This is a genomic window from Thermostichus sp. MS-CIW-37 (genome assembly GCF_054060065.1).
The window spans coordinates 1-21,215 of record NZ_JBSSCV010000021.1; the positions used below are offsets into that span (position 1 = coordinate 1).

The window sequence follows — 21,215 nt, forward strand, 5'->3', positions numbered from 1 at the left end:
TTGGCTTGCCAACTGCAGGGCTACCGTTCGCGCCAGCGGGCCGGAGGCCTTAAGCCCGCCCTGTACTGCGAAGCAGTCAGGGTTGGGTAGTTTACTCAAGCGCTGATAGGCCACTTGCCTGGATAAAGCTGGGATCGGCGGTGCAAGCTAGGACTCCGCCGCTGACGCGATCAGTGCTAGCCTAGTAAGGCTGTATTCTTGTACAAGCTATGCCTGTTCCCAAGAAGAAAACCTCTAAAGCCCGCAGTCGCAGGCGCTACGCCGTCTGGCTTGGCAAAGCAAAGCTACAGGCCCAGCGAGCCATGACCATTGGTCGGTCGATTTTGAGCGGTCGCAACACCGGCTTCTACTACCCCAAAGCCAAGTCCGAAGAAGAGGAAGAAGAATAAAGCTCTATTGAGGCTTGCTGCGGGGATCCCGGCGGCTGCACGAGTAATACACTGGATTAAGGTCTAGCTCCCTGGAGAAGCGCTCTGCTGACCCTACCGTCTCGCTTATCCATTAGCCTGCATGCGCTCGTTGACCTCCCTCACCTACTACCAACGGTTGGGCCTGTCTCCAGGGGCGTCTCCTGAGGCCATCCGGCGGGCTTATCGGCAGTTGAGCAAACGCTACCATCCCGATACTTCTCCCCTGGCCCCGGAAGTGGCCATTCGCTGCTTTCAAGAGTTGCAGGAGGCCTACCTTGTCCTCAGCAACCCGACGAAACGGGCCATCTACGATGCCAGCTTACGGGCGGTGACTGCCAACACGGGATCTCTGAGCATGACGGGATCCCTAGACGCTGACTCTCTGGAGCTGCGCATGGAAACCCGCCCACTTTCACCTGGTGAGCTTTGTGCCCTGTTGCTGATGGGATCCACCCTGGTTGTGTGTTTGGTGTTGGCAGGTGTCCTCGCTTGGCTGCGAGAGAGTGGGGCAAGCTGATTCTGTGGGCACTCCCCACCGTCTTGGTACGGCATTGGGACGGAGTTCTCGGATTCTGTATCAGGAGTGCTTGAATGAACATAGGCCGTTGACTCTGTGTTGGACTGCTTTTCTCAAATCTCGCCTCTCAAATCTCGCCATGCCTTTGCCCCCCGCAACTACGCCCCTGTATAATCACCCCCTCCACATCATCGAACGCTGGCTAGAGGATCAGGGCTGCACCCGCGACCCGCAAGATGTGGAGCAATGGTTTTGCGAGCGGCCTGGCTGGAAAGCCATTTTGCGTCTGGAAGAAACCAGCATTTGGGTGCGATACACCTACCCAGACGGCAACACGAAAACTTTATCTTTTCCCTATTCCCTCAGCCGGCAGGATGTAGAGCAGGCCATTTTTGAAAGTTAGCCGAGCCATGCGCGTTCTTCAGTTGCCCGCCCTGCGCGATAACTATATCTATCTGCTCTACGATTCCGACACCGCGACAGCAGCCGTGGTGGATCCGGCAGTGGCCGAGCCTGTGCTGGAAAAGCTGACCGAGCTGGGGGCGGAGCTGGTGGCCATTTTCAACACGCACCACCATCACGACCATGTGGGGGGAAATCGGCAGCTTTTGGCCCGCTATCCTCAGGCTGCCGTCTATGCCGGCGAGGCGGATCGGGGGCGGATCCCCGGCCAGACGGTGGAGCTGCGGGCGGGAGCAACAGTGGAATTCGCGGGCCGGCAGGCAACGGTGCTGTTTGTGCCCGGCCATACCCGGGGTCACATTGCCTATTACTTTCCCGAGAGCGGGGATCTCTTCTGTGGCGATACCCTGTTTGCCGGGGGATGCGGGCGGCTGTTTGAAGGCACGCCGGAGCAGATGGTGGGATCCCTGGATCAACTGCGGCAGTTGCCGGAAGCCACACGGGTGTGGTGTGCCCACGAATACACCTTGAACAATCTCAGGTTTGCCCTGACAGTGGATGGAGACAACCCCGACCTGCAGGCCCGTTACCAAAAGGTGGCCGCCCTGCGCCAATCGGGATCCCCAACAGTACCCAGCACTATGGGCGAGGAGCGACGCACCAACCCCTTCTTGCGCTGGGATCAGCCGGCTCTGCAAGCTGCCACCGGGCTCCAGGATCCGGTGCGGGTCTTCGCTCGCCTGCGCGGTATGAAGGATCAGTTCTGAAAATCGGGTTCTGACAAAAGCTCCTGGAGGTGGCCCAAAACCTGAGGGGATGGTGCTCCTCACCACTAGCACAAACGAAACCCCCGAAGAGCTGCACCGTAATCTGGTGCAGGGGCTTTTCATCAGCCCACCTCGGCCTGCCTCCTGGACACTAGAGCCAGCAGGATAGCCGCCCCCAGCCCTTGAGCGACTACCGAAAAGAGCACTAAGCCAGTCAGGGAGAAATCGTAAAGCACCCCCATCAGGGCGCTGCCCACAAACCAAGCCAATCCATAGACACTGGTAAACAGGCCAAAGGCAAAGCCCCTCGTCTCGGGAGCTACCATACCGGCCACCGCCGCCTTCATGATGGATTCTTGGGCCCCCAAACCAATCCCCCAGAGCACCATGCCCAGCACCGTCAGAGCATAGGTACCGGAAAAGGCCAGCGGCGCAAATCCAGCCGATACCGCCACCGCTCCCAGCAAGCTCCACAGCCCCACGCGGTCGAACAGCCAGCCACATCCCAGGGCGGCCAGGGCATCCACCCCCATAGCCAGGGCATACAGCAAAGGGATCCCTGCTCCATCGCTTCCCGACTGTCGTTGCAGATGCAGGGCAATGAGGGGAAAATCCGCAAACCCCATAGCCACACAGGCTGCTGCCAAAAGATACAGCCAGAAAACTTTGGGCAAGCCTTTTGCTGGAGTCATCTCCGGCTCCGGCTCAAAGTCGCGCGGACTGGGATACAGCCATTGCGCCAGCCCCAAAACCCCCAGTCCTATTGCCGCCGGGATCCCCAAGGCCAAAAACCCACCCCGGAAGCCATATCCCGCTCCTAGCATGGCTGCCACCAGCAGTGGCCCTGCCACTGCCCCAATCTGATCTAGGGTCTCATGCAGGCCAAACCCCAAGCCCCGTCCCACCTGCAGGGCTGCATGAGAAAGCAACACGTCCCGCGGCGGGGTGCGGATCCCTTTGCCGGTCCGCTCGGCCAAGAGCAGCACGGCGGCCCAAGGCCAACTGCCCACCCAGGCCAAAGCCGGGATCACCGCCGTGTTGATGACATAGCCCAAGGTGGTGAGCCGCCAGTGACCCCGACTGCGGTGCAAGGGATCCCTGCCCAGCTGGTCGCTCCAATAGCCCACCCCCAACCGCAAGCCATAGGCCAATAGCTCCCCCCCGCCGGCCACCAGGCCCACCACCGTGCCGCTGGCCCCTAGGGATCCCAAAAAAGCCCCAGAAATGCTGCGTGCCCCTTCATAGGTGGCGTCAGCGCACAAGCTCACAATGCCGAGGAGGAGAATAAAGCGCCAGGCAGAGGGAGACATAGTCAGCAACCGCTTGGTCGAGGCTGGCCAAATAGCTGGAGAAAGGGACAGGAGCTGCTCGCTCCCAAGAGGGCTCCCTATCTAGCAGCTCTAGCTACAGAGTAGCCGAGGGAGGTTCTCAAATCTTGCAAGTCCATCAAGGTCTTGCACTCCTTGCCCTGTCTAGGTTTAATAGGAGCGGGTGATGTTTTCCTCCAAGAACTCCTGCCCGAAGGAGCCAAGAAATGGCCAACAAAAGGATGGCTTTGAAGTTAATTTTCAACCTTTTGGGTAGCTGCCTAATCTCAATGGCCGTTGCAGGGGCAAGTACGACAATAGATAAACGGGCAATCTTAAATGCCGAATATCTCATAGCCACTCTGGATGGAGTAGAGCGGATTCGTTTTCAGAACGGAGAGTATCAACGAGGTTCTAGTGTCTTTCAGGAAGGGTTCCTAGTGGCAAAGCTCCAAGACCTAAAATTTAGCGACCTCAATAACGACGGGTTTCAGGATGTTGTTGCCATTGCAGCAAGCAATACAGGAGGATCCGCTAGTTGGATTAGCTTGTCAGGACTACTAGGTGGCCAAAAACTTGTGCCCTTGGAGCCTGTATTTCTAGGAGACAGAGTTGTAGTTAGTAACATTTCAATTGAGAAAGGCTCTCGAGGGAGTACTCAGGTTTGCCTGGATATGCTGGTTCACGGGCCTAACGATGGCATGTGTTGCCCTACCAAGAAAGAGAGAAGATGTTTCGTGCTTTCTGAGAGGAGATGGATACCTCGTAAGTAAAGAAGCTACTGAGCCGCCGGGCCGGGGGATGGTACATCTCGTCACTGCCCCACACTGCTAACGCGGACGTGGAGGCATAGTGTAGTGATGACAGTTTGATGGGCGTTTTGCAATCGTAGGTCAGGTTGGTCAATTTGTGGGTTTAATTAAGCCAAGCTCACCGAAGTTGAGTCGGTGAAACGGTCAGCATTGTCTGTTAGGAGCATGGCGTTAGTACTCCGCACCGCTGTCGGGAAAAGGCAATCGTTCTTATGACCAGAGCAAGGGAGAGGAGAGGCACCGATCCATTCGCGCTAGCGGGCCGTAGGCCTTTGCGAGAGAAGTCGCGGGATCCCCGCCGCCCCTCACAACCTGCCAAGGATACCGTCCCACCTCCGGCGGAGTCAAAGCTGCGAACGGGATCTGGTCGCCTGCTTCCTGCCCCCAGGGGATCCCTGTCGGTTTCCCCTCCTCAACCGCTGCGTCTTGCCCGCCAAAAAGCCATTGCTCGTCTGCGCCAACGGGCTGCCCAGCCCCGCCGCTTGAGACGTTCTCCCTCTCTTGGCCAAGTATTGCTCAGGGGACTAAGCTTAAGTCTTATCCTGGGCCTGACGATGGCGGGCCTCTCGCAACTGCTGCAATCGACCACCGCTGGCCGGATAGAACAGGCCACGACGCAGCTTGGGGATCCTCCCCCGCCGGCATTCCCGAGTAACATTCTGCGGGGAGAAGCGATCCCGGCTTTGCAGGAGCGCTTGGCCGCTTTGGCCGACCAACCGGGCTTGACGGCAGGGGCTCTGTTCTGGGAGGTGGAAACCGGCGCCTTTGCTGGGGTTAGGCCGGATCAGGCTTTTCCTGCCGCCAGTGTGATTAAGATCCCCATTCTCTTGGCTTTTTTCCAGGCTGTGGAAACCGGGCAGGTGCGGCTGGATGAGAGGCTCACCCTGCGGGAAGATCTCAAGGGAGGGGGAGCTGGTGTGTTGCAAACCCGACCCCTCGGATCCCAGGTTTCTGCTTTGGAAGCGGCCACTCTGATGAGCACCCTCAGCGACAACTTCGCCACCAACCTGATCATCGATCGCCTGGGTGGGCAGGAGGCTCTCAACCAAAAATTTCGGCAGTGGGGGCTACAACACACGCAAATTTCATGGTGGCTACCGGATCTGGAAGGCACCAACACCAGCAGCCCGCGCGACATGGTTTGGCTGCTCAGCCAGGTGGAACAGGGGCGCATGCTCAGCCGCCGCAGCCGCGACCGTTTTCTGGACATTCTCTGGCGCACCCAACGGCCCTCCTATTTCCGGCCCAACTTGGGTCAAGAGGTGCGCATTGCCCACAAAACGGGAACCTTGAGCTCCGTGGTGGGGGATGCCGGGATCCTGGATTTACCCAACGGGCGGCGCTATGTGGCGGCGGTGTGGGTGAAGCGAGAAACCCCCAACGACCCCAGAGCTGAAGAGCTGATCGCCAGCCTGTCGCAAGCAGCCTACGAGTTCTGGTCTGCTCCTGGATCCGCCCCGCCATCCCGAACAGACACCACCGGCAGCCCGCAACCCTGAGTCCCCCACTCCGCAAATCTTTCCATACTGCTACGCAACGCTTACGCGAACGCAGTAGCAGTGCGGAGCACTATTCCAGGCAGAGCACAAATGCCAGAGTGGAGAAACAGGCGTTGAGGGAAAAAGATGGGGCACCTGGTCAGCATCAACCCCGCCACCGGAGAGGAATTGGCTCGCTACCCCGTTTTCGACGCTGGGCAGATCCAGAGCTGTATTGCCCAAGCCCACGAGCGGTTTCAGAGCTATCGTCGGATCCCGTTTGCTCAGCGATCCGCCTGGCTGAAGCGGGTGGCAGGGATCCTGGAGGAGCGCAAAGCGGAGTTTGGCCGCCTAATCAGCCTGGAGATGGGCAAAACCTTGGCCTCTGCCGTTGCCGAAGTGGAAAAATCCGCTTGGGTTTGTCGCTACTATGCCGAGGAGGCAGAAGGGTTCTTGGCCGAGCGCTCCATATTGCTACGCAACGCTTACGCGAATGCCACCGGTGCGGAGCACTTTGCCAGCCGCAGCGGGATCCGCTACCAGCCGCTGGGAGTGATTTTGGCAGTGATGCCCTGGAACTTTCCCTTTTGGCAGGTGTTTCGCTGTGCAACCCCGGCCCTGATGGCGGGCAATACCCTTCTGCTCAAACATGCTTCCAACGTGCCCCAATCGGCTTTGACCCTGGAGCGGATCTTTCAGGAGGCGGGATTTCCGCCAGGGGTCTTTCAAACCCTGCTGATCACAGCAGCCCAGGTGGCAGAGGTGGTGGCGGATGAACGGGTGCGGGGGGCCGCCCTCACCGGGAGCGAAGCCGCCGGCTCCAGCCTGGCCCGTTTGGCCGGTCAATATCTGAAAAAAACGGTGTTGGAACTGGGAGGGAGCGATCCCTTCATCGTGCTGCCCAGCGCCGATCTGGAGGCAGCAGTTGCCACAGCGGTCACGGCCCGTCTGATCAACAACGGCCAGTCCTGCATTGCCGCCAAACGATTTATCTTGCACAGGGCTATCGCTGAACCTTTCACGGCTGCCATGACGGAGCGATTTCGCCGGCTCAAGGTAGGGGATCCCTTGGATCCGCAAACGGACGTGGGGCCTCTGGCTACCCCCAGCATCCTGCAAGAGGTGGACGGACAGGTGCAGGCTTTGGTGCAAGCAGGAGCCAAAGTCCATATCGGCGGATCCCCCTTGGGAGGAAATTTTTACCCGCCCACGATCCTGAGCGACATCCCCCCCGATCATCCGGTGGCCCACCAGGAGGTGTTCGGGCCGGTGGCGCTGTTGTTCACCGTACCGGATGTGTCGGCAGCCATCGAGCTGGCCAACGGCACGCCCTTTGGCCTGGGCGCCAGCGCCTGGACAACCGATCCAGAGGAACAAGAGCGCCTGCTGGAGGAGCTGGAGGCGGGATCCGTGTTCATCAATGGCATGGTCAAGTCCGACCCGCGCCTTCCCTTCGGCGGCATCAAACGCTCAGGGTATGGACGGGAACTGAGCCGGGAAGGGATCCTGGAATTTGTAAACGTCAAAACCATTTGGGTGAAGTGATGGCGGAGACTGCTCAAAGGGATCCCCAGCCGGCGGCGGATCCCGTGATCAAGCTGGATCAGTTCCTCAAGCTGGCGGGGGCTGCTCCCACCGGTGGGCAGGCCAAGCAGCTCATCCAAGCGGGGCAAGTGCGGGTGAATGGCGAGGTGGAAACCCGGCGGGGACGCAAGCTGCGCTCAGGAGATGAGGTGGCCGTGGGAGGTGGAGTTTGGCGGGTGCACCTGGGTGAGGCCCCGAAGTGAAATCAATGCAATGGGATCAAGAAAAGCATGGCCAAAGCCCCGATTCCCCCTGCCACCGCAAACTGCCACTCCAGCCCCCACAGCAGGCAGGCAACTCCGGCCAGGATCTGGATCCCACCGGTGATCCAGTAGGGGAGACGCGGCGGATCCACCAGGCCGTTGAGCCAGTGGCCCAGCCCCATTTGCCACAGCCAGAACACCCCCAAATACTGGCCCAAGGCTGCCAAAGGGGTACGTCCGACAAAGGGCAGCACCGAGAGGATCATGCCCTGGGCAATCACCAGCGTCCACACCAAGCCCACAAAGTAGAGATGGGCCAGTCCGGCTGTTCGAAACTCCGGCAAGCTAGTCTGCCGCACCATGTAGCCCAAGCCAACCAGGGAAATCACCAGCCACAGCCAGTTGATGTTGGCCTCTTGGTGAAACTGGGTGGCAGCAAACCCAATCCCCAAAAGGACGGCCCAAACCAGGTACACCCGCCGACAAATGTTCCAGAAGGGAAGAGGGGATCCCAGGGGTTCCATTTGCATGGCCTTCACCTAATCGACGACGACAATGCGGCCCACCATGCTGGGGTGGATATCGCAGAAATATTCCTGGATCCCAGCTACTTCGAACACCACCGCTTTGCTCTCGTTGCGACTTAGCCGTCCCGTCCCTTGAAACTGCGCTCCCTCCACAGGAGTAGCCGTGTGGGGGGTGGAATCCAGGTTGGTGAAGGTCACCTTGCCGCCCCGCTTGAGGATGATCTCCGGGGGCAGGTATTGAAACCCGCGAATGATCACCTCTGCTGCCGCCGTTGCCTCGACAGGATCTCGCCCCGCAACAGAGCTGGCTTGTCGCCACCGATCCACAGCCAAGATAGCCCCCACATTGAGCAGGGATCCCAGTCCACTCAGCAACAGCAGCCGCCGCGTCATCGGCATAGGACTTTCTCCACACAGGTTTAGGAAGAGAACAAAGGCTGAGGCGCTCAGAAGAAGGCGATTGCGACAGCAGTGCAGAGCACTTGGATCTCCAAGCCCCAAGTCCTACAGAGGACGTTGGAAGGCTTTGCAGATCATCGCCTCATCGCCGGCAGGGGTTACCAACAGCTCTACACCTTCAGGATCCAGCGCTCCCGAGTCTCGGCGCTGACAAAGGGGGCAGGCACCACCAGAATGCTGGGGTCAAGGCTGTGGAACACGGCCCGGATTGCGGTGGCATGGGCAACTTCGTTGGGGCCAATGGTGCTGGCAGCAGCCACCAGGTCTTTGTTGGAAAGCTGGACAAAGGCATCGTTGTAGGCTAGGGCCGCATCGAACTCCAGAGCCAGGGCCAGCTTGGCGATGTTGGCATCGGAATCGAGGTTGCCTTCTTTGTTGTCGATGTAGGTGGAAAGGTCGTAGCTATCCCGCGCCCGAGAGGGGATCCCTCCCAGTTGCCGCACGGCACCCGCCAGCAGATCCCGATGCTGCTCGTGATCCTTCAGGTTCTTGGTGGCCACTTCCAACACGATCTTGCCCACCTCGGTGTTGCTCAACTTGCCGGCAGCGGTTTTGTAGGCCCAGATCGCCTGCTGTTCCAAGTCGATGGCGGCGTTGAGAATGGCAATATCAGCAGTGTTGGACTGAGCGGCACCGGGCAGGCTGCGCAACCCAATTGCTCCACCTACGCCCGCCAGCAAACCAGCCAACAACAAGCTGCGGCGGGAAGTTGCAGGGCTGGGATCCCATTCGGCGGCCAATTGAGGCAGAGCGAAGGGAGTCTTTGCAGTCTTCATCTCAAGTCTCCTGTCTCGAAAGATGGCAACCAACCTTCAGGGACTTGCTCTGGGTCGGGCAATTCCCTCTGGCCTGGTCTGATGGGAATACGCCGCTGATGCCACGGCGGATGCCTGGGGGAAAAGATTTGGATTGTGTGCTCAGCTTTTGGGCTGGGCTATTTTGAAAGTTGGGTTTCACTGGGGACAAGCGTTCGGTCGGTAGTGTCGTTATCCATCCATGCGATTCTGGGCGTGAACCTGCACCTTGCTCTGCCGGAGGCCAGCCTACAGAGCTACACCACGTGGATTGAGGCGCGTATCCGGGAGGGGCAGGGCGCTCAAGTGGTCACCTGCAACCCGGAAATGATCATGCAGGCGCAGCGGGATCCCGCCTTTGCCCAGGTGCTGCAGGCAGCAGAGCTGGTGATCCCCGACGGCATCGGGGTGGTGTGGGCTTTGCGACGGCAAGGGATCCGCGTCCAGCGGGTGCCGGGGATCGAGCTGGCAGAAACCCTGATCACGTTGGCGGCAGAACGGGGGTGGCGCTTGGCCCTGGTGGGGGGAAGGCCGGAAGTCAACCGGGCAGCAATTCGATATTGGCAAGCCCAGTGTCCTGCTTTGGCCCTCTGGGGCTACCACGGCTACTTTTCTGGCAACGAAGAAAAAGAGCTTCTGCAAGCTCTCCAGGAATTTCGACCGCAACTGGTGTGGGTGGGGCTGGGATCCCCGCGCCAGGAGCTGTGGATCCAGAAGTGGCGTCCCCTTTTGCCCCAGGCTATCTGGATGGGGGTGGGGGGCAGCTTGGACATTTGGGCCGGCCAAAAACGGCGAGCGCCCCGTTGGTGGCGTGACCATCACCTGGAATGGTTGTATCGTCTCTATCAGGAACCCTGGCGCTGGCGACGCATGTTGGCTTTGCCCAAGTTTGTCTGGCGGGTGCTGTGGGATCCCTCTTCTCGTTTGCGCCCCTAGTCTGCCGGCGCTCTCTCCCTCCTCTGTCTAGGCGCTTACTATGGTGATCGGTCAGCACATCGGCTATCCTCCTCGCTTACACCGTTGGGCGGGTACGGCTCCGACCCCTCATCCCCCTGCCCCGGCCAATCCAGAGGCCACCCTGGGCTTTTACGGCAGCACCCAATCCGGATCCCTGCAAGCCCCGGCCAGCATGGTGTCCTTGCGGGGCGTGAGCAAGGTCTTTCCCAACGGCAACTTAATTTTTCAGGATGTGAACTTGGAGGTGCGCCGCGGCGAGTTCGTGTTCGTAACGGGGGTCTCCGGGGCGGGCAAGTCCACCCTGCTGCGGCTACTCTGCGGGGCGGAACAGGCCACCGAGGGCACGGTCATCGTCGATCAAGTCTGTCTCTTTTCTTCTGAAGGGCGGCGGCGACCCTATCGCATCCCACCGCGTCCGCTGGCCATGTTGCGGCGGCGCTTGGGGGTGGTTTTCCAAGATTATCGCCTTCTGGCCAACCGCACCCTGGCAGAAAATGTGGCCTTCGTGCTGCGCGCCCAAGGGCTGTCCCCCGCAGAAATCCGCCGTCGCATCGGGCCGACCCTAAAGATGGTGGGGCTGACCGAAAAGCGAGATCACTTTCCCCATGAGCTTTCGGGGGGGGAACAGCAGCGCCTTAGCCTGGCCCGTGCCATTGTCAACATGCCGGTGCTGCTGCTGGCGGACGAGCCAACAGGAAACCTAGATCCGGAAAACTCCCTCTTGGTTCTCCAGATTTTGGAGCGGCTCAATTCCTTTGGGGTGACCGTCATCATGACCAGCCATGACCCCTATCTGGTGGAGCGGGCCGGCCACCGGGTGGTGCGCATGGAGGGAGGGCGCCTGTATGATCTGCGCTGAGGGGCTACCGGGATCCCTATTTTGCTCTCCACAAGCTTTTTGAGATCCCGGAGAGCAGCTTTGCCGGTTGCATCAGCAGACCGTAGGCCCTAAGCCAGCCGCATCAGCACAACAGCGGCACCGCCCGCGGCGACTTGTCAAGCCAGCCCGACCAGTTACATCAGCGGGTCGTGGGCCTTACTCGCGCAGACCCTCAGGTTGGGTTTCCAGAAGCTCCTCCCTTAGCTGATGAGCGGCAGCCACCATATTTTTCAGTGCGGGGATCACCTCCTCCCAGCGGCGGGTCTTGAGGCCACAATCGGGATTAACCCAAGTTTGCTCCACAGGCAAGTGGGCCAGTCCTGTGCGCAGCTGCTGCAGGATTTGCTCAACGCTCGGCACCGCAGGGCTGTGGACATCGTAAACGCCGTTGCCCACCTGGTGACGATACCCAGCCTGGGCAATTTGCAGCAGGGTTTTGTTGTTGCTGCGGCTGTTTTCAATGGAAAGCACGTCGGCATCCAGCCGCTCAATGTGCTCGATGATGTCCCCAAACTCTGAGTAGCACATGTGGGTGTGAATCTGGGTTTCCGGCTTGGCCCCGCCGGTAGCTAGGCGAAAGGCATCCACTGCCCAGCTGAGGTATTCTGGCCAGCGTTCTTTTTTCAGAGGTAGCCCCTCCCGCAGTGCCGGCTCATCCACTTGCACCATCACCGCTCCAGCCGCTTCCAGATCTGCCACTTCGGCTCTCAAGGCCAGGGCAATCTGCAAAGCCTGCTCCCGCCGGGGAATATCAACACGGGGAAAGGACCAGTTGAGCATAGTCACTGGCCCCGTGAGCATGCCTTTCACCGGCTTTTGGGTGTGGGACTGGGCTACTTGGAATTCCCGCACTGTCATGGGTTGGGGGCGAACCACGTCGCCGTAGAGAATGGGAGGGCGCACGCAGCGGCTGCCGTAACTCTGCACCCAGCCGTGTTCAGTGAAGGCAAAGCCTTCCAGCTTCTGGGCAAAGTACTCCACCATGTCGGTGCGCTCAAATTCCCCATGCACCAACACATCCAGGCCAATCTCTTCTTGAATGCGGATGCACTTGGCAATCTCAGCGTCAATGGCTGCTTCGTACTCCGCCTGCGAAACCTCCCCTCTTTTGTACTTAGCTCGCCACTGCCGCACCTCTGGAGTTTGGGGGAAGGAGCCAATGGTGGTGGTGGGCAAAGGTGGTAGCTGAACCTGCCGACTTAGGCGCTGCTCGTAGGGCAGGAATCGCTCGAAGTCCTGGAGCTTGAGGTTGGCCAAAGCCTGGCGCACTTGGGGGTTGGGGGGGCTAAACTGCGCAAAGCTCTGCCATTGCTGCTGGATTTCCGCCTGCTGGGCAGCAGTGTCTTCGCCGTTGAGGGCTCGCGCCAGGAGAGCTACTTCGGCCAGCTTCTGTTCGGCAAAGCTGAGGACATTTCTGAGGGGTTCCGGCAACTGGGCTTCCAGAGCAGCGTCGTGGGGCACAAATTGCAACGAAGCGGAAGGCTGCACCCGTAGGTTGGGAGCTACCCCCTGCAGCTCCCGCAGGCTGGCCAAGACGGTCTCAGGCTGAACCTTCCAGACATTCCGAGCGTCCACTACGCCAGCACCTAGGATCTGGTCAGCCGGAAAGCCATAGGTTCTTACCAGATCCAGGGTGTGGCCACGGGTAAAGTCAAGGCTAATGCCGGCCACCGGCAGTTGCACCACCCAGGGGTAAGTCTCCCCCAGGTCATCGAAGTAGGTGACCAAGTGGACAGGGATCCCGGCGGTTGCCAACTGGCGGTAGCTCATTTCCACAGCTTCCCGCAGGCCACTTCCCTGGCTGGTAACCAAAATGGGATCGTGAATCTGGACTTCTGGGATCCCCAGCTGTTTTAACTCCTGGAGGAGATCCCGGTACAGAGGAAGGAGCTTTTCCAAGTCCGCCCGCAGATCCCCAGATCGCTGGCTAAGGCAGAGCAAAGTCACTGGACTGAGGACAACGGGGCTGGTGCGCTCCCCTAGGATCCCTTGGGCCCGCCGAACTCTTTCCAAAAAATCCCCAAAGTTAGGACTGGGATCGGCTTCCGGCTCAATTTCGGGTACCAAGTAGTGGTAGTTGGTGTCAAACCACTTGGTCATTTCCAAAGCCGGCAGGCCCTCCCGACCCCGCGCCATGGCAAAGTAGCGGTCTAAACCCGACAGACCTCGGAACCGAGAGGGGATCAGCCCCAGCCAGGTGGCCCAGTCCAGTACATGGTCGTAGAGAGTCTGATCCCCTACCGCAATGTGATCAATCCCAGCTTGTAGCTGAGTCTGCCAGGCTTGAGTCTCCAAATCCCAAAAGGTAGCCAGCAGAGCCTCTGACCCTAGGGCACCACTCCAAAAGCCTTCCAAAGCTTTTTTGAGCTCGCGGCGCTTGCCCATGCGGGCATACCCCAATGTCATGGTTTGTGCAGTCATGTTGTGTGCCATCCCAAATACTGAGTTTTCTAATTTTCCTGCGTTCAATTCGCCCTCAACTGGGATCCCGCCCGCCAAGGAAGAAACCGGCTGTTCCTCTCTTGCCTCTGGAACCCCAACAAAACACTGCCTTTTGCGCAAAAAAGATACTCAACGCAGCCAGCGATCGCAGTGGCTACTTGCCAGCCTACCAATTGAAGTCAGGAAGCCTGACATCTCACTCTTTCCTTCGCGTAGGCGGGCTGTAGATCTTGATAGATCTTGATAGATCTTGGTGCAACAGCACCCAAAATTTACTCTCTCCCGGCCAACTGGCTCAGAGTCTTGCTTGGGTTCTTGGACTTATTTCTACTGCTGAGGAGTACCGAAAGCTTGTGGGAGCAACGCCAGGAAAATGCTCAGGATAACGAAAGCAGAAACGAGCTAAAGCCAAGACAGTTACCATCTGTACCTCGCAGATGTTGTGAAGTTTAGAAAAACCATCGGCGGGCATTCTGACTGACACGGTTTTGGGGGACAAGACCTGGATCGGCAGCGAATGACTCTAGAGATTTGCTGCAGGACTTCTCCTAAACCGGATCACAGCTGCGGGACAGCGGCAGATTCTCACTGCTCTTTCCCCGTTTCCTCTGGCGGCTGATCCCCGTCAGAACCGATAGCTGAGCTACATCGTATCACGGAGTTCAGAGACGGGAGTAGAGTGCTTCAATCATCACCAAGCCAGCAGCCTTTGGAGCTACCAGACCTCACCTTTCACCCAGCGGTCTTGCAGGAAGTCATCGGAATCCTCTAAGCATCCTCCCCCCCTGCATTGCTCTCAAGATAAGGCAGTGGTAGCTTAGCTGCCATAAGTCTTGTCCAGGAGGCAAGGGGGTTTGCTCCTTTTTGCTGAAAAAGCGACAGATCGGGGTTTCTATGGCATCAAGCTTAAAAGTAACTGTGTGGTCTGTGGGCCTCTTCTTGCTGAGCCAGATGTGGGCTGGATGCGCTCAGAATGCTGCTGAGCGGACAGCTTTCGATCCAAAGCTAGCAGGATCCAGCGATCAAATCGTGCTGGCCATTGGAGGGGAAAGGGAAGAAGGATTTGATCCCACCCTGGGCTGGGGACGTTACGGTTCGCCTTTGTTCCAAAGCACTCTGCTGCGGCGGGACGAGAACCTTGAGATTGTAAACGACCTGGCGACTGGCTACACTGTCAGCCAAGATGGCCTAACCTGGACGGTAACCCTACGAAAGGATGCAGTCTTCTCCGATGGAAAACCTGTCACAGCAGCGGACGTGGCTTACACCTTTAACCAAGCAGCTCGGAGTGGTGGTCTGGTCGACCTAACCGCCCTAAAGGAAGCAGTAGCTATCGACACTCATACGGTGGAGCTGCGGCTGCAAAAACCCCAAAGTACTTTTGTCAACCGCCTCATCACCTTGGGTATCGTGCCTCAACATGCCCACGGGCCTGATTATGCTCGCAAACCCATTGGCTCTGGCCCCTACCGACTGGTGCAGTGGGATGAGGGGCAACAACTGATTGTGGAGGCAAATCCCTTATATTACGGCCAGACTCCTGGCATTCGGCGGCTGGTTTTCCTTTTCCTGGAGGAGGATGCAGCCTTTGCAGCAGCCCGAGCCGGACAGGTACACGTGGTTAGCGTGCCTCAGTCTTTGGCTAAGCAAACTGTTAAGGGCATGAAGCTTCACGCCATTCCCAGTGTGGATAACCGAGGGCTGATGTTCCCCTTTCCCCCTAAAACCGGTGCGACAACCCCAAAGGGATACCCCATCGGCAACGATGTGACTTCTGACTTGGCGATTCGCAAGGCGGTCAACTTCGCCATTGACCGACAGGCGCTGGTGGATGGAGTCCTAGAAGGCTACGGATCCCCTGCCTATGGCCCAGTCAGCGGTTTGCCCTGGGAAGAGCCGACCGCCAAGATTGAGGACAACAATCCAGACCTGGCCCGTCAGATTCTAGCTGAGGGAGGCTGGAGCGATAAAGATGGGGATGGGGTAGTGGAAAAAAACGGGCTGCGGGCTGAGTTCACCGTGCTCTACCCGGCCAACGACAGTATTCGCCAAGCCCTGGCCCTAGCTGTTGCAGAAATGCTGCGGCCTGTGGGCATCCGAGTCAATGTCGAGGGCAAAAGTTGGGATGACATCACTCCGCTCATGCACAGCAACGTGGTGCTGTTTGGCTGGGGCAGCCATGACCCAACTGAGGTGTACAACCTCTACCACAGCAAAGCGGCCCAGGGGGGATTTTTCAATGCCGGCTACTATGCCAACCCGTTTGTGGATCGAATGCTGGATCTGGCTATGGAGGCCCCCTCTGAAGCTGAAGCTATCCCCTTCTGGCGGGCAGCCCAGTGGGATGGAAAGCAAGGCTTTACTGCCAAAGGAGATGCAGCCTGGGCTTGGTTGGTAAACCTGGATCATACCTACTTTGTCCACGAGTGTTTGGATATAGGCCAGCCGCAGGTACAGCCTCATGGCCATGGTTGGCCAATCACAGCCAACATCACCCGTTGGAAATGGACGTGCAACTGAGGTCAGTTCTGCTGTTTCTGGCTTATAAGCTGACTCGGCTGGGGTTGCTGCTGGCGGCTGTGGCAGTCCTGACGTTTGCCCTGCTCAGCTTCTCCCCTGTTGATCCCGTACAAGCCTATGTAGGGGCCGACATGCTGCAGATCAGCCCAGCCCAACGAGACCTGATTGCCCAGCGTTGGGGGCTGGATCAGCCCATGCTGCTTCGCTTTGGGAACTGGCTTGGGCAGATGGTTCAAGGCAACTGGGGCACCTCAATGGTGTTCAATCAGCCAGTGGTGCAGGTCATTCAACAGCGGTTTGAGCTATCGCTGCCCTTACTGGCAATTGCCTGGCTGCTTTCCGGTTTCCTGGGAGTGGGGTTGGGGGTTTTGGCCGCAGCGTTTCAGGGCACTTGGGTTGACCGCGGTATTCGTCTTTACGCCTACACCCTCGCCTCTTCTCCCCCTTTCTGGGTGGCGCTGCTACTCTTGATCGCGTTTTCGGTAGAGCTGGGTCTAACACCTATCTGTTGCGCCGCGCCACCTGGCGCGTTGGCGGAGGAGGTGACTTTTTGGCAGCGCTTACACCACTTGCTCTTGCCTGCTTTCACCCTAACTTTCATCGGCGTTGCCAACATCACCTTGCACACTCGTCAGAAGCTCATTGACGTGTTGCACAGCAACTATGTGCTGTTTGCTCGTGCCCAGGGGGAAAGCCTGGCTGGGATCCTGTGGTACCACGGCTTGCGGAATATCTTGCTGCCTGCGCTGACGCTGCAATTTGCCTCCTTTGGGGAACTGTTTGGTGGCTCAGTGTTAGTGGAACAGGTGTTTGCTTATCCAGGACTGGGACAAGCAACGGTACAGGCAGCTTTGCGCAGTGATGTGCCTCTGTTGGTGGGCATTGTGTTTTTCAGCGCCTTGTTTGTCTATGCCGGCAATACCCTAGCTGACCTGTCCTACCAGATTGTCGATCCACGCATTCGCCTTGGCGGGAGGATAGGATGATCCCTTTTGCATCGCCTCGTGTTGCTGCTGCTGATGCCGATGGGGGGATGAAATTCTCAGAGTCCTCTGTCAAAGGAGAGCGCAGGCGGCAGACTCTGTGGGCAATTGGACTGTGTGCTTTTTTTTTGGTGTCTATCCTCTGCAGCGCTGGGCTTATCGGCGATACCGGACTGAGCCCGAACCTAACTCAGCGGAATCAGCCTCCTTCCCTGGCCCATCCCTTCGGCACCGACTGGCTGGGGCGGGATATGCTGGCCCGATCCTTGCACGGGATGTCCCTTAGTCTGTGGGTAGGCATGCTGGCTGCCGCCGTCAGCGTGGTGATCGCCGCTGTTTTGGGTTTGGTGGGTGGCACGGTGGGAGGCTGGGTGGATGCCTCGATCTGCTGGATGATTGACCTATGTTTCAGCCTGCCTCACCTGGTGGTGCAGATCCTTATAGCTTTTGCTGTCGGCGGCGGAGTTCGGGGAGTCATTGTTGCCGTTGCCCTCACCCACTGGCCCAGCCTAGCGCGCCTGGTGCGGGCCGAGGTGTTACAGGTCAGCAGTTCTGACTATGTCCAGAGTTCTTACCGACTGGGCCGCTCTTCCCTCTGGGTTGCCCGCTACCATATGATGCCTCACATTTTGCCCCAGCTCCTAGTGGGACTTATTCTGCTGTTTCCCCACGCCATTTTGCACGAAGCAGCCCTCTCATTCATTGGGGTAGGTATTTCGCCGCACCTACCGGCCATCGGCATTATTCTGGCCGAATCCATGCGCCACCTCTCCACCGGCTACTGGTGGCTGGGGGTTATGCCTGGACTGCTGCTGCTGCTGTCGGTCAAGGCTTTTGACTGGCTGGGAGAAAACCTGCAGGCCCTTCTCAATCCGCGTACGGCTCAGGAGTAGGGAAATGTTGGTGGTCTCCGGCCTAAACATTAGGTTCAGCCGATACGAGCGGGGGCTGCGCCGCCGCTACCTTCAGGTGATTACAGATCTGGATCTGGAGGTTAAGGCAGGGGAGGTGGTGGCAGTGGTGGGGGCCAGCGGATCGGGCAAAAGTTTGCTGGCCCATGCCCTCTTGGGTCTTTTGCCAGAGAACGCTACCCTGCGCGGTACTCTCCTATTTCAGGGGCAGCCCTTGACCCCTGAGCGGTGTAGGCAACTGCGCGGCAAGGCCATTGCTCTCATCCCCCAGTCTGTGGACTACCTGGATCCCCTCATGCAAGTAGGATCCCAGGTACAGCGGGTAGCTCGGCTCAGCGGTGCCTCCCAAGGCGAGGCCCGTAGAGCAGTGAGCCGCATCTTTGCCCGCTATAGCTTGCCGCCGGGAACAGAGGGCCTCTACCCTTTCCAGCTCTCCGGAGGCATGGCACGGCGGGTGCTGGTATCGACGGCGGCAGTTAGCAGAGCCAAGCTGGTGATAGCCGACGAGCCCACGCCAGGCTTGGACGCGGAGGTGGTGGCTGAGACCCTTGCCCATCTGCGGGAGCTGGCCCAGGAGGGCCGAGGCGTTATGTTGATTACACACGATATTCAGGCGGCGTTGTCGGTGGCAGATCGAGTGGCAGTCTTCTATGCGGGCACTACAGTCGAGTTGGCCTCGGCTCAGGATTTCGAAAGGGGAAACTTGCGCCACCCCTACACTCAAGCTCTGTGGCGATCCCTGCCGCAAAATGAGTTTGCTCCCCTGCCGGGCAACCAGCCTGACCCTGAGGCACTGCCTGCGGGTTGTTTGTTTGGGGATCGCTGCCCCTGGGCAAGTGAAATCTGTCGAGCTGAGCATCCGCCTCTGCGGGCGGTTGGAGGAGGGTGGGTGAGGTGTATCCATGCTCAAGGGTGAGCATCTCTGGTTTCGCTATGGACGGCATCTGCCTTGGGTGGTGCAAGATCAGACCCTTCAAGTAGAACTTGGGGAAGTCGTAGGGCTGATGGCTCCCTCTGGTTTTGGCAAAACTACTCTGGCCAAGTTGCTGGCGGGCTACCTTACCCCCAGCCAAGGTCGGGTGAGTGTGACAGGGCAGCCTTTGCCTCGGCGAGGGTACTGCCCAGTGCAGCTTGTCTTTCAACATCCAGAGCAGGCCGTTAACCCCCACTGGCGCATAGCTCAGGTCTTGCGGGAAGGGCCTCCTCCCCAGCCAGAGGTTCTCCACACCTTAGGCATTTCCCCCAGTTGGCTCAACCGCTATCCCCATGAGCTAAGCGGGGGAGAATTGCAGCGGGTTGTCATCGCCCGGGTTCTCAACCCACAAACTCGCTATTTGATTGCAGATGAGATGACAGCCATGCTCGACGCCAATACCCAAGCCCTGATCTGGCAAGCTGTCTTGGCCTATGGGCGGGCACATCAGATGGGGCTTTTGGTCATCAGTCATGATCGCTTTCTCCTGGAACGGCTCTGCAGCCGCTACGTCATCATGACCAGCCATGACCCCTATCTGGTGGAGCGGGCCGGCCACCGGGTGGTGCGCATGGAGGGAGGGCGCCTGTATGATCTGCGCTGAGGGGCTGCCGGGATCCCTATTTTGCTCTCCACAGGCTCTGTTGAGCTCCAGGGGGCAAGGGTCTGAGCCCATTGATTGTTGGACGGTGAATAGCATGCAATCTCTCTCCCGACTTCTCAATAAAATTCGCTACCTCCTACAGGAGACTTTTTTGGGGTTGCGGCGGGGGGGCTGGCTGAACTGGGCCGCGGTGAGCACCCTGCTGGTGTTGCTGTTCTTGGTGGGGATCGGCGTTGAGCTGTCCTGGGGTGTGGATGCAACGGTGCAGTCTCTGGGAGGACAACTGGAGATCTCCGTCTATCTGGAGCCGGAACGGCAGGGGGTGGAGCTGCAACCCCAGGTCGCCCAACTGCCTCATGTGGCCGAGGTGAAGGTCATCACCAAAGACCAGGCTTGGCGCAACCTTTTGCTGGAAATGGGGATCCAAGACGAGGCGGCCATGGAAACCCAGTTGGGGGAGAACCCCTTGGTGGATGCTCTGCGGGTTAAGGCGGATTCCACCGAAGCCTTGGGGGAAGTGGCGGAGCAGATTCGCCAACTGGAAGGGGTGGATGAGGTCTACTACGGCGACCGCATTGTGGAGCAACTGGCCCAGCTCCAGGACATGCTACGGCTGGGATCCCTGACCATTACCGGCGTGTTGGCCCTGACAGCGGTGGCAGTCATCACCACCACCATTCGCCTGATCGTCATGGCGCGGCGGCGGGAGATCGAGGTGATGCAATTGGTGGGGGCGACGGCAGCCTGGATTTACTTGCCCTTTATTTTGCAAGGGTGCCTGTTTGGGGTGATCAGCGCAGTGGGAGCTTGGGGATTGATCTTGGGATCCCAGCAGTTGCTGCAGGAGCTGCTGGAGCAGTTGATTGCCTTGCCCTTCCTCAAGGTGATGCAGGCAGATCGCAGCCAACCGGAGTTTTGGCTCTTGCCGTCGATGTTGTTGGGGATGGGGGTTTTTCTGGGCACCACCAGCAGCTTGATCGCGGTGCGCAAGTCGGCAGGGCGATGAGCTGGAGGCGATGCTGAGGAAAGCCCTGGATATTCCAATCTGAGGATCGCCATAGGATAAGATGATGAACTCTACTTCCCTGGCTTTCCAAGATCTGGCCGCCATGAACCCATTGCCTCCTCCCGCCCACCCGTACCAGTTCCGCGCTTTGGGCCTGATTAAGGGATCCCTGAAATCGATCCCCAAGACTTATGCGCAGGCAACCTTGGTTGCCTCTGACGGAGCAGAATATCCGGCTACCCCCGGACGCGCCGAGCTTCTCGGCCCCTTCGAGCACTGCATCAAGAGCGGCCATACCTACTGGTACTACGTGCAGCCGCAGCCGCGTTCAGGGGGGGCTTTGGGCTTGAGCATCATCCGCATCCTGGCCCTGCCGGAAGAGGAGCAAGACCCAGAGTGGGAAGAAGAACCGTTTTTGCCTGCCCCTGAGGACACAGAGGAAGGCTTTAACATCCGCGGCATTGTCGAGCCCCACGATGGCTTTGTTGAGGTGACCGTGCGGCGCAAGCCCCAGGGAACCAAGCAATTTGCTCCTCTGCAATTGCGCTTGGAAGGGTTCTTGCCCGGAGCTGTGGCGGGCGAGTTTTGGGATCTGTTGGCAGAGCGAGAGGGCAACAAACTGCTGTTGGTGGATGGTACCCGCCTGTTGACCGCAGTAGCCTAGCTATCTAGATTGGCC

21 protein-coding genes and 1 riboswitch are annotated in these 21,215 nt (G+C 58.8%); of the genes, 16 read left to right on the plus strand and 5 right to left on the minus strand.

All coding sequences use genetic code 11. The features are described 5' to 3' along the window. Positions 1-209 precede the first annotated feature (209 nt). The 4 genes from ACVWYZ_RS10065 to gloB all read left to right on the plus strand — a co-directional run bounded on the left by ACVWYZ_RS10065 (position 210) and on the right by gloB (position 2,096). The gene (locus tag ACVWYZ_RS10065; RefSeq protein WP_414357881.1) at positions 210-389 is read left to right on the plus strand and encodes a 50S ribosomal protein L32; all 180 of its coding nucleotides are present in this window, start codon (positions 210-212) and stop codon (positions 387-389) included. A 121-nt stretch (positions 390-510) separates the two neighbouring features. Further along, positions 511-927, plus strand: coding sequence for a J domain-containing protein (locus ACVWYZ_RS10070; RefSeq protein WP_414357882.1), 417 nt, complete (start codon positions 511-513; stop codon positions 925-927). Positions 928-1,066: 139 nt separating this feature from the next. Next, positions 1,067-1,330 (plus strand): DUF3143 domain-containing protein, encoded by a 264-nt coding sequence (locus ACVWYZ_RS10075; RefSeq protein WP_414351177.1) that lies wholly within the window; start codon positions 1,067-1,069, stop codon positions 1,328-1,330. Between the two features lie 7 nt (positions 1,331-1,337). Beyond that, positions 1,338-2,096 carry a hydroxyacylglutathione hydrolase gene (gene gloB, locus ACVWYZ_RS10080; RefSeq protein WP_457466958.1) on the plus strand — a complete coding sequence of 253 codons (759 nt, stop codon included), beginning with the start codon at positions 1,338-1,340 and terminating at the stop codon, positions 2,094-2,096. Positions 2,097-2,218: 122 nt separating this feature from the next. Here gloB and ACVWYZ_RS10085 read toward each other — a convergent pair whose 3' ends face one another. Then, a complete protein-coding gene (locus ACVWYZ_RS10085; protein WP_457466959.1) occupies positions 2,219-3,406 on the minus strand; it encodes an MFS transporter in 1,188 nt (395 codons plus the stop codon). A 1,081-nt stretch (positions 3,407-4,487) separates the two neighbouring features. Here ACVWYZ_RS10085 and ACVWYZ_RS10090 point away from each other — a divergent pair. From ACVWYZ_RS10090 to ACVWYZ_RS10100, 3 genes are all read left to right on the plus strand, one after another. Next, the gene (locus tag ACVWYZ_RS10090; protein ID WP_457466960.1) at positions 4,488-5,714 is read left to right on the plus strand and encodes a serine hydrolase; all 1,227 of its coding nucleotides are present in this window, start codon (positions 4,488-4,490) and stop codon (positions 5,712-5,714) included. A gap of 126 nt (positions 5,715-5,840) precedes the next feature. After that, entirely contained in the window at positions 5,841-7,238 is a 1,398-nt protein-coding gene (locus tag ACVWYZ_RS10095; RefSeq protein WP_457466961.1) for an NAD-dependent succinate-semialdehyde dehydrogenase, read from the plus strand. After that, positions 7,238-7,480 carry an RNA-binding S4 domain-containing protein gene (locus ACVWYZ_RS10100; RefSeq protein WP_457466962.1) on the plus strand — a complete coding sequence of 81 codons (243 nt, stop codon included), beginning with the start codon at positions 7,238-7,240 and terminating at the stop codon, positions 7,478-7,480. Before ACVWYZ_RS10095 ends, ACVWYZ_RS10100 begins: the two co-directional genes overlap by 1 nt. A gap of 2 nt (positions 7,481-7,482) precedes the next feature. Here the strand turns inward: ACVWYZ_RS10100 and ACVWYZ_RS10105 are convergent, their stop codons facing one another. From ACVWYZ_RS10105 to ACVWYZ_RS10115, 3 genes are all read right to left on the minus strand, one after another. Further along, entirely contained in the window at positions 7,483-8,010 is a 528-nt protein-coding gene (locus ACVWYZ_RS10105) for a hypothetical protein (RefSeq protein WP_457466963.1), read from the minus strand. A 9-nt stretch (positions 8,011-8,019) separates the two neighbouring features. Continuing rightward, entirely contained in the window at positions 8,020-8,406 is a 387-nt protein-coding gene (locus ACVWYZ_RS10110) for a copper-binding protein (protein WP_457466964.1), read from the minus strand. A 170-nt stretch (positions 8,407-8,576) separates the two neighbouring features. Next, positions 8,577-9,242: a DUF4439 domain-containing protein gene (locus ACVWYZ_RS10115; RefSeq protein WP_414408141.1), complete on the minus strand. Its 666-nt coding sequence runs from the start codon at positions 9,240-9,242 to the stop codon at positions 8,577-8,579. Positions 9,243-9,476: 234 nt separating this feature from the next. Between ACVWYZ_RS10115 and ACVWYZ_RS10120 the strand changes: the two genes are divergently transcribed. Together ACVWYZ_RS10120 and ACVWYZ_RS10125 are read left to right on the plus strand one after the other, a co-directional pair. Next, on the plus strand, positions 9,477-10,196 hold the full coding sequence (locus tag ACVWYZ_RS10120; protein ID WP_457466965.1) for a WecB/TagA/CpsF family glycosyltransferase: 720 nt from the start codon (positions 9,477-9,479) through the stop codon (positions 10,194-10,196). 193 nt (positions 10,197-10,389) lie between these two features. Next, positions 10,390-11,076, plus strand: coding sequence for a cell division ATP-binding protein FtsE (locus ACVWYZ_RS10125; protein ID WP_457466991.1), 687 nt, complete (start codon positions 10,390-10,392; stop codon positions 11,074-11,076). A gap of 177 nt (positions 11,077-11,253) precedes the next feature. On the opposite strand, the gene metE is transcribed toward ACVWYZ_RS10125, so the two are convergent. Beyond that, a complete protein-coding gene (gene metE / locus ACVWYZ_RS10130; RefSeq protein ID WP_414347924.1) occupies positions 11,254-13,518 on the minus strand; it encodes a 5-methyltetrahydropteroyltriglutamate--homocysteine S-methyltransferase in 2,265 nt (754 codons plus the stop codon). Between the two features lie 467 nt (positions 13,519-13,985). Beyond that, positions 13,986-14,190: riboswitch (cobalamin riboswitch) on the minus strand. A gap of 243 nt (positions 14,191-14,433) precedes the next feature. Here metE and ACVWYZ_RS10135 point away from each other — a divergent pair. The 7 genes from ACVWYZ_RS10135 to ACVWYZ_RS10165 all read left to right on the plus strand — a co-directional run bounded on the left by ACVWYZ_RS10135 (position 14,434) and on the right by ACVWYZ_RS10165 (position 21,200). Beyond that, complete coding sequence (locus tag ACVWYZ_RS10135) at positions 14,434-16,059, plus strand: ABC transporter substrate-binding protein (RefSeq protein ID WP_457466966.1); 1,626 nt, start codon at positions 14,434-14,436, stop codon at positions 16,057-16,059. After that, positions 16,044-17,045: an ABC transporter permease gene (locus ACVWYZ_RS10140; RefSeq protein ID WP_011429070.1), complete on the plus strand. Its 1,002-nt coding sequence runs from the start codon at positions 16,044-16,046 to the stop codon at positions 17,043-17,045. Before ACVWYZ_RS10135 ends, ACVWYZ_RS10140 begins: the two co-directional genes overlap by 16 nt. Continuing rightward, positions 17,042-17,935 (plus strand): ABC transporter permease, encoded by an 894-nt coding sequence (locus tag ACVWYZ_RS10145; protein WP_011429071.1) that lies wholly within the window; start codon positions 17,042-17,044, stop codon positions 17,933-17,935. The genes ACVWYZ_RS10140 and ACVWYZ_RS10145 overlap by 4 nt, the downstream gene beginning before the upstream one ends. 4 nt (positions 17,936-17,939) lie before the next feature. Next, a complete protein-coding gene (locus tag ACVWYZ_RS10150) occupies positions 17,940-18,869 on the plus strand; it encodes an ABC transporter ATP-binding protein (protein ID WP_011433477.1) in 930 nt (309 codons plus the stop codon). Beyond that, on the plus strand, positions 18,856-19,530 hold the full coding sequence (locus ACVWYZ_RS10155; RefSeq protein WP_011433476.1) for an ABC transporter ATP-binding protein: 675 nt from the start codon (positions 18,856-18,858) through the stop codon (positions 19,528-19,530). Before ACVWYZ_RS10150 ends, ACVWYZ_RS10155 begins: the two co-directional genes overlap by 14 nt. 94 nt (positions 19,531-19,624) lie before the next feature. After that, the gene (locus ACVWYZ_RS10160) at positions 19,625-20,536 is read left to right on the plus strand and encodes a cell division protein FtsX (protein ID WP_457466967.1); all 912 of its coding nucleotides are present in this window, start codon (positions 19,625-19,627) and stop codon (positions 20,534-20,536) included. Between the two features lie 61 nt (positions 20,537-20,597). Further along, positions 20,598-21,200 carry a hypothetical protein gene (locus ACVWYZ_RS10165; protein ID WP_457466968.1) on the plus strand — a complete coding sequence of 201 codons (603 nt, stop codon included), beginning with the start codon at positions 20,598-20,600 and terminating at the stop codon, positions 21,198-21,200. The last annotated feature ends 15 nt before the right edge of the window (positions 21,201-21,215 follow it).

Excerpts from the sequence above, each read along its gene's own strand:
- metE (WP_414347924.1), bottom strand. The coding sequence starts at position 13,518 with ATGACTGCACAAACCATGACATTGGGGTATGCCCGCATGGGCAAGCGC.
- ACVWYZ_RS10155 (WP_011433476.1), top strand. The coding sequence starts at position 18,856 with ATGCTCAAGGGTGAGCATCTCTGGTTTCGCTATGGACGGCATCTGCCT.
- ACVWYZ_RS10125 (WP_457466991.1), top strand. The coding sequence starts at position 10,390 with ATGGTGTCCTTGCGGGGCGTGAGCAAGGTCTTTCCCAACGGCAACTTA.
- ACVWYZ_RS10095 (WP_457466961.1), top strand. The coding sequence starts at position 5,841 with ATGGGGCACCTGGTCAGCATCAACCCCGCCACCGGAGAGGAATTGGCT.
- ACVWYZ_RS10105 (WP_457466963.1), bottom strand. The coding sequence starts at position 8,010 with ATGCAAATGGAACCCCTGGGATCCCCTCTTCCCTTCTGGAACATTTGT.
- ACVWYZ_RS10100 (WP_457466962.1), top strand. The coding sequence starts at position 7,238 with ATGGCGGAGACTGCTCAAAGGGATCCCCAGCCGGCGGCGGATCCCGTG.
- ACVWYZ_RS10150 (WP_011433477.1), top strand. The coding sequence starts at position 17,940 with ATGTTGGTGGTCTCCGGCCTAAACATTAGGTTCAGCCGATACGAGCGG.
- ACVWYZ_RS10160 (WP_457466967.1), top strand. The coding sequence starts at position 19,625 with ATGCAATCTCTCTCCCGACTTCTCAATAAAATTCGCTACCTCCTACAG.
- ACVWYZ_RS10115 (WP_414408141.1), bottom strand. The coding sequence starts at position 9,242 with ATGAAGACTGCAAAGACTCCCTTCGCTCTGCCTCAATTGGCCGCCGAA.
- ACVWYZ_RS10065 (WP_414357881.1), top strand. The coding sequence starts at position 210 with ATGCCTGTTCCCAAGAAGAAAACCTCTAAAGCCCGCAGTCGCAGGCGC.
- ACVWYZ_RS10110 (WP_457466964.1), bottom strand. The coding sequence starts at position 8,406 with ATGCCGATGACGCGGCGGCTGCTGTTGCTGAGTGGACTGGGATCCCTG.
- ACVWYZ_RS10075 (WP_414351177.1), top strand. The coding sequence starts at position 1,067 with ATGCCTTTGCCCCCCGCAACTACGCCCCTGTATAATCACCCCCTCCAC.
- ACVWYZ_RS10085 (WP_457466959.1), bottom strand. The coding sequence starts at position 3,406 with ATGTCTCCCTCTGCCTGGCGCTTTATTCTCCTCCTCGGCATTGTGAGC.
- ACVWYZ_RS10145 (WP_011429071.1), top strand. The coding sequence starts at position 17,042 with ATGATCCCTTTTGCATCGCCTCGTGTTGCTGCTGCTGATGCCGATGGG.
- gloB (WP_457466958.1), top strand. The coding sequence starts at position 1,338 with ATGCGCGTTCTTCAGTTGCCCGCCCTGCGCGATAACTATATCTATCTG.
- ACVWYZ_RS10135 (WP_457466966.1), top strand. The coding sequence starts at position 14,434 with ATGGCATCAAGCTTAAAAGTAACTGTGTGGTCTGTGGGCCTCTTCTTG.
- ACVWYZ_RS10070 (WP_414357882.1), top strand. The coding sequence starts at position 511 with ATGCGCTCGTTGACCTCCCTCACCTACTACCAACGGTTGGGCCTGTCT.
- ACVWYZ_RS10140 (WP_011429070.1), top strand. The coding sequence starts at position 16,044 with ATGGACGTGCAACTGAGGTCAGTTCTGCTGTTTCTGGCTTATAAGCTG.
- ACVWYZ_RS10165 (WP_457466968.1), top strand. The coding sequence starts at position 20,598 with ATGATGAACTCTACTTCCCTGGCTTTCCAAGATCTGGCCGCCATGAAC.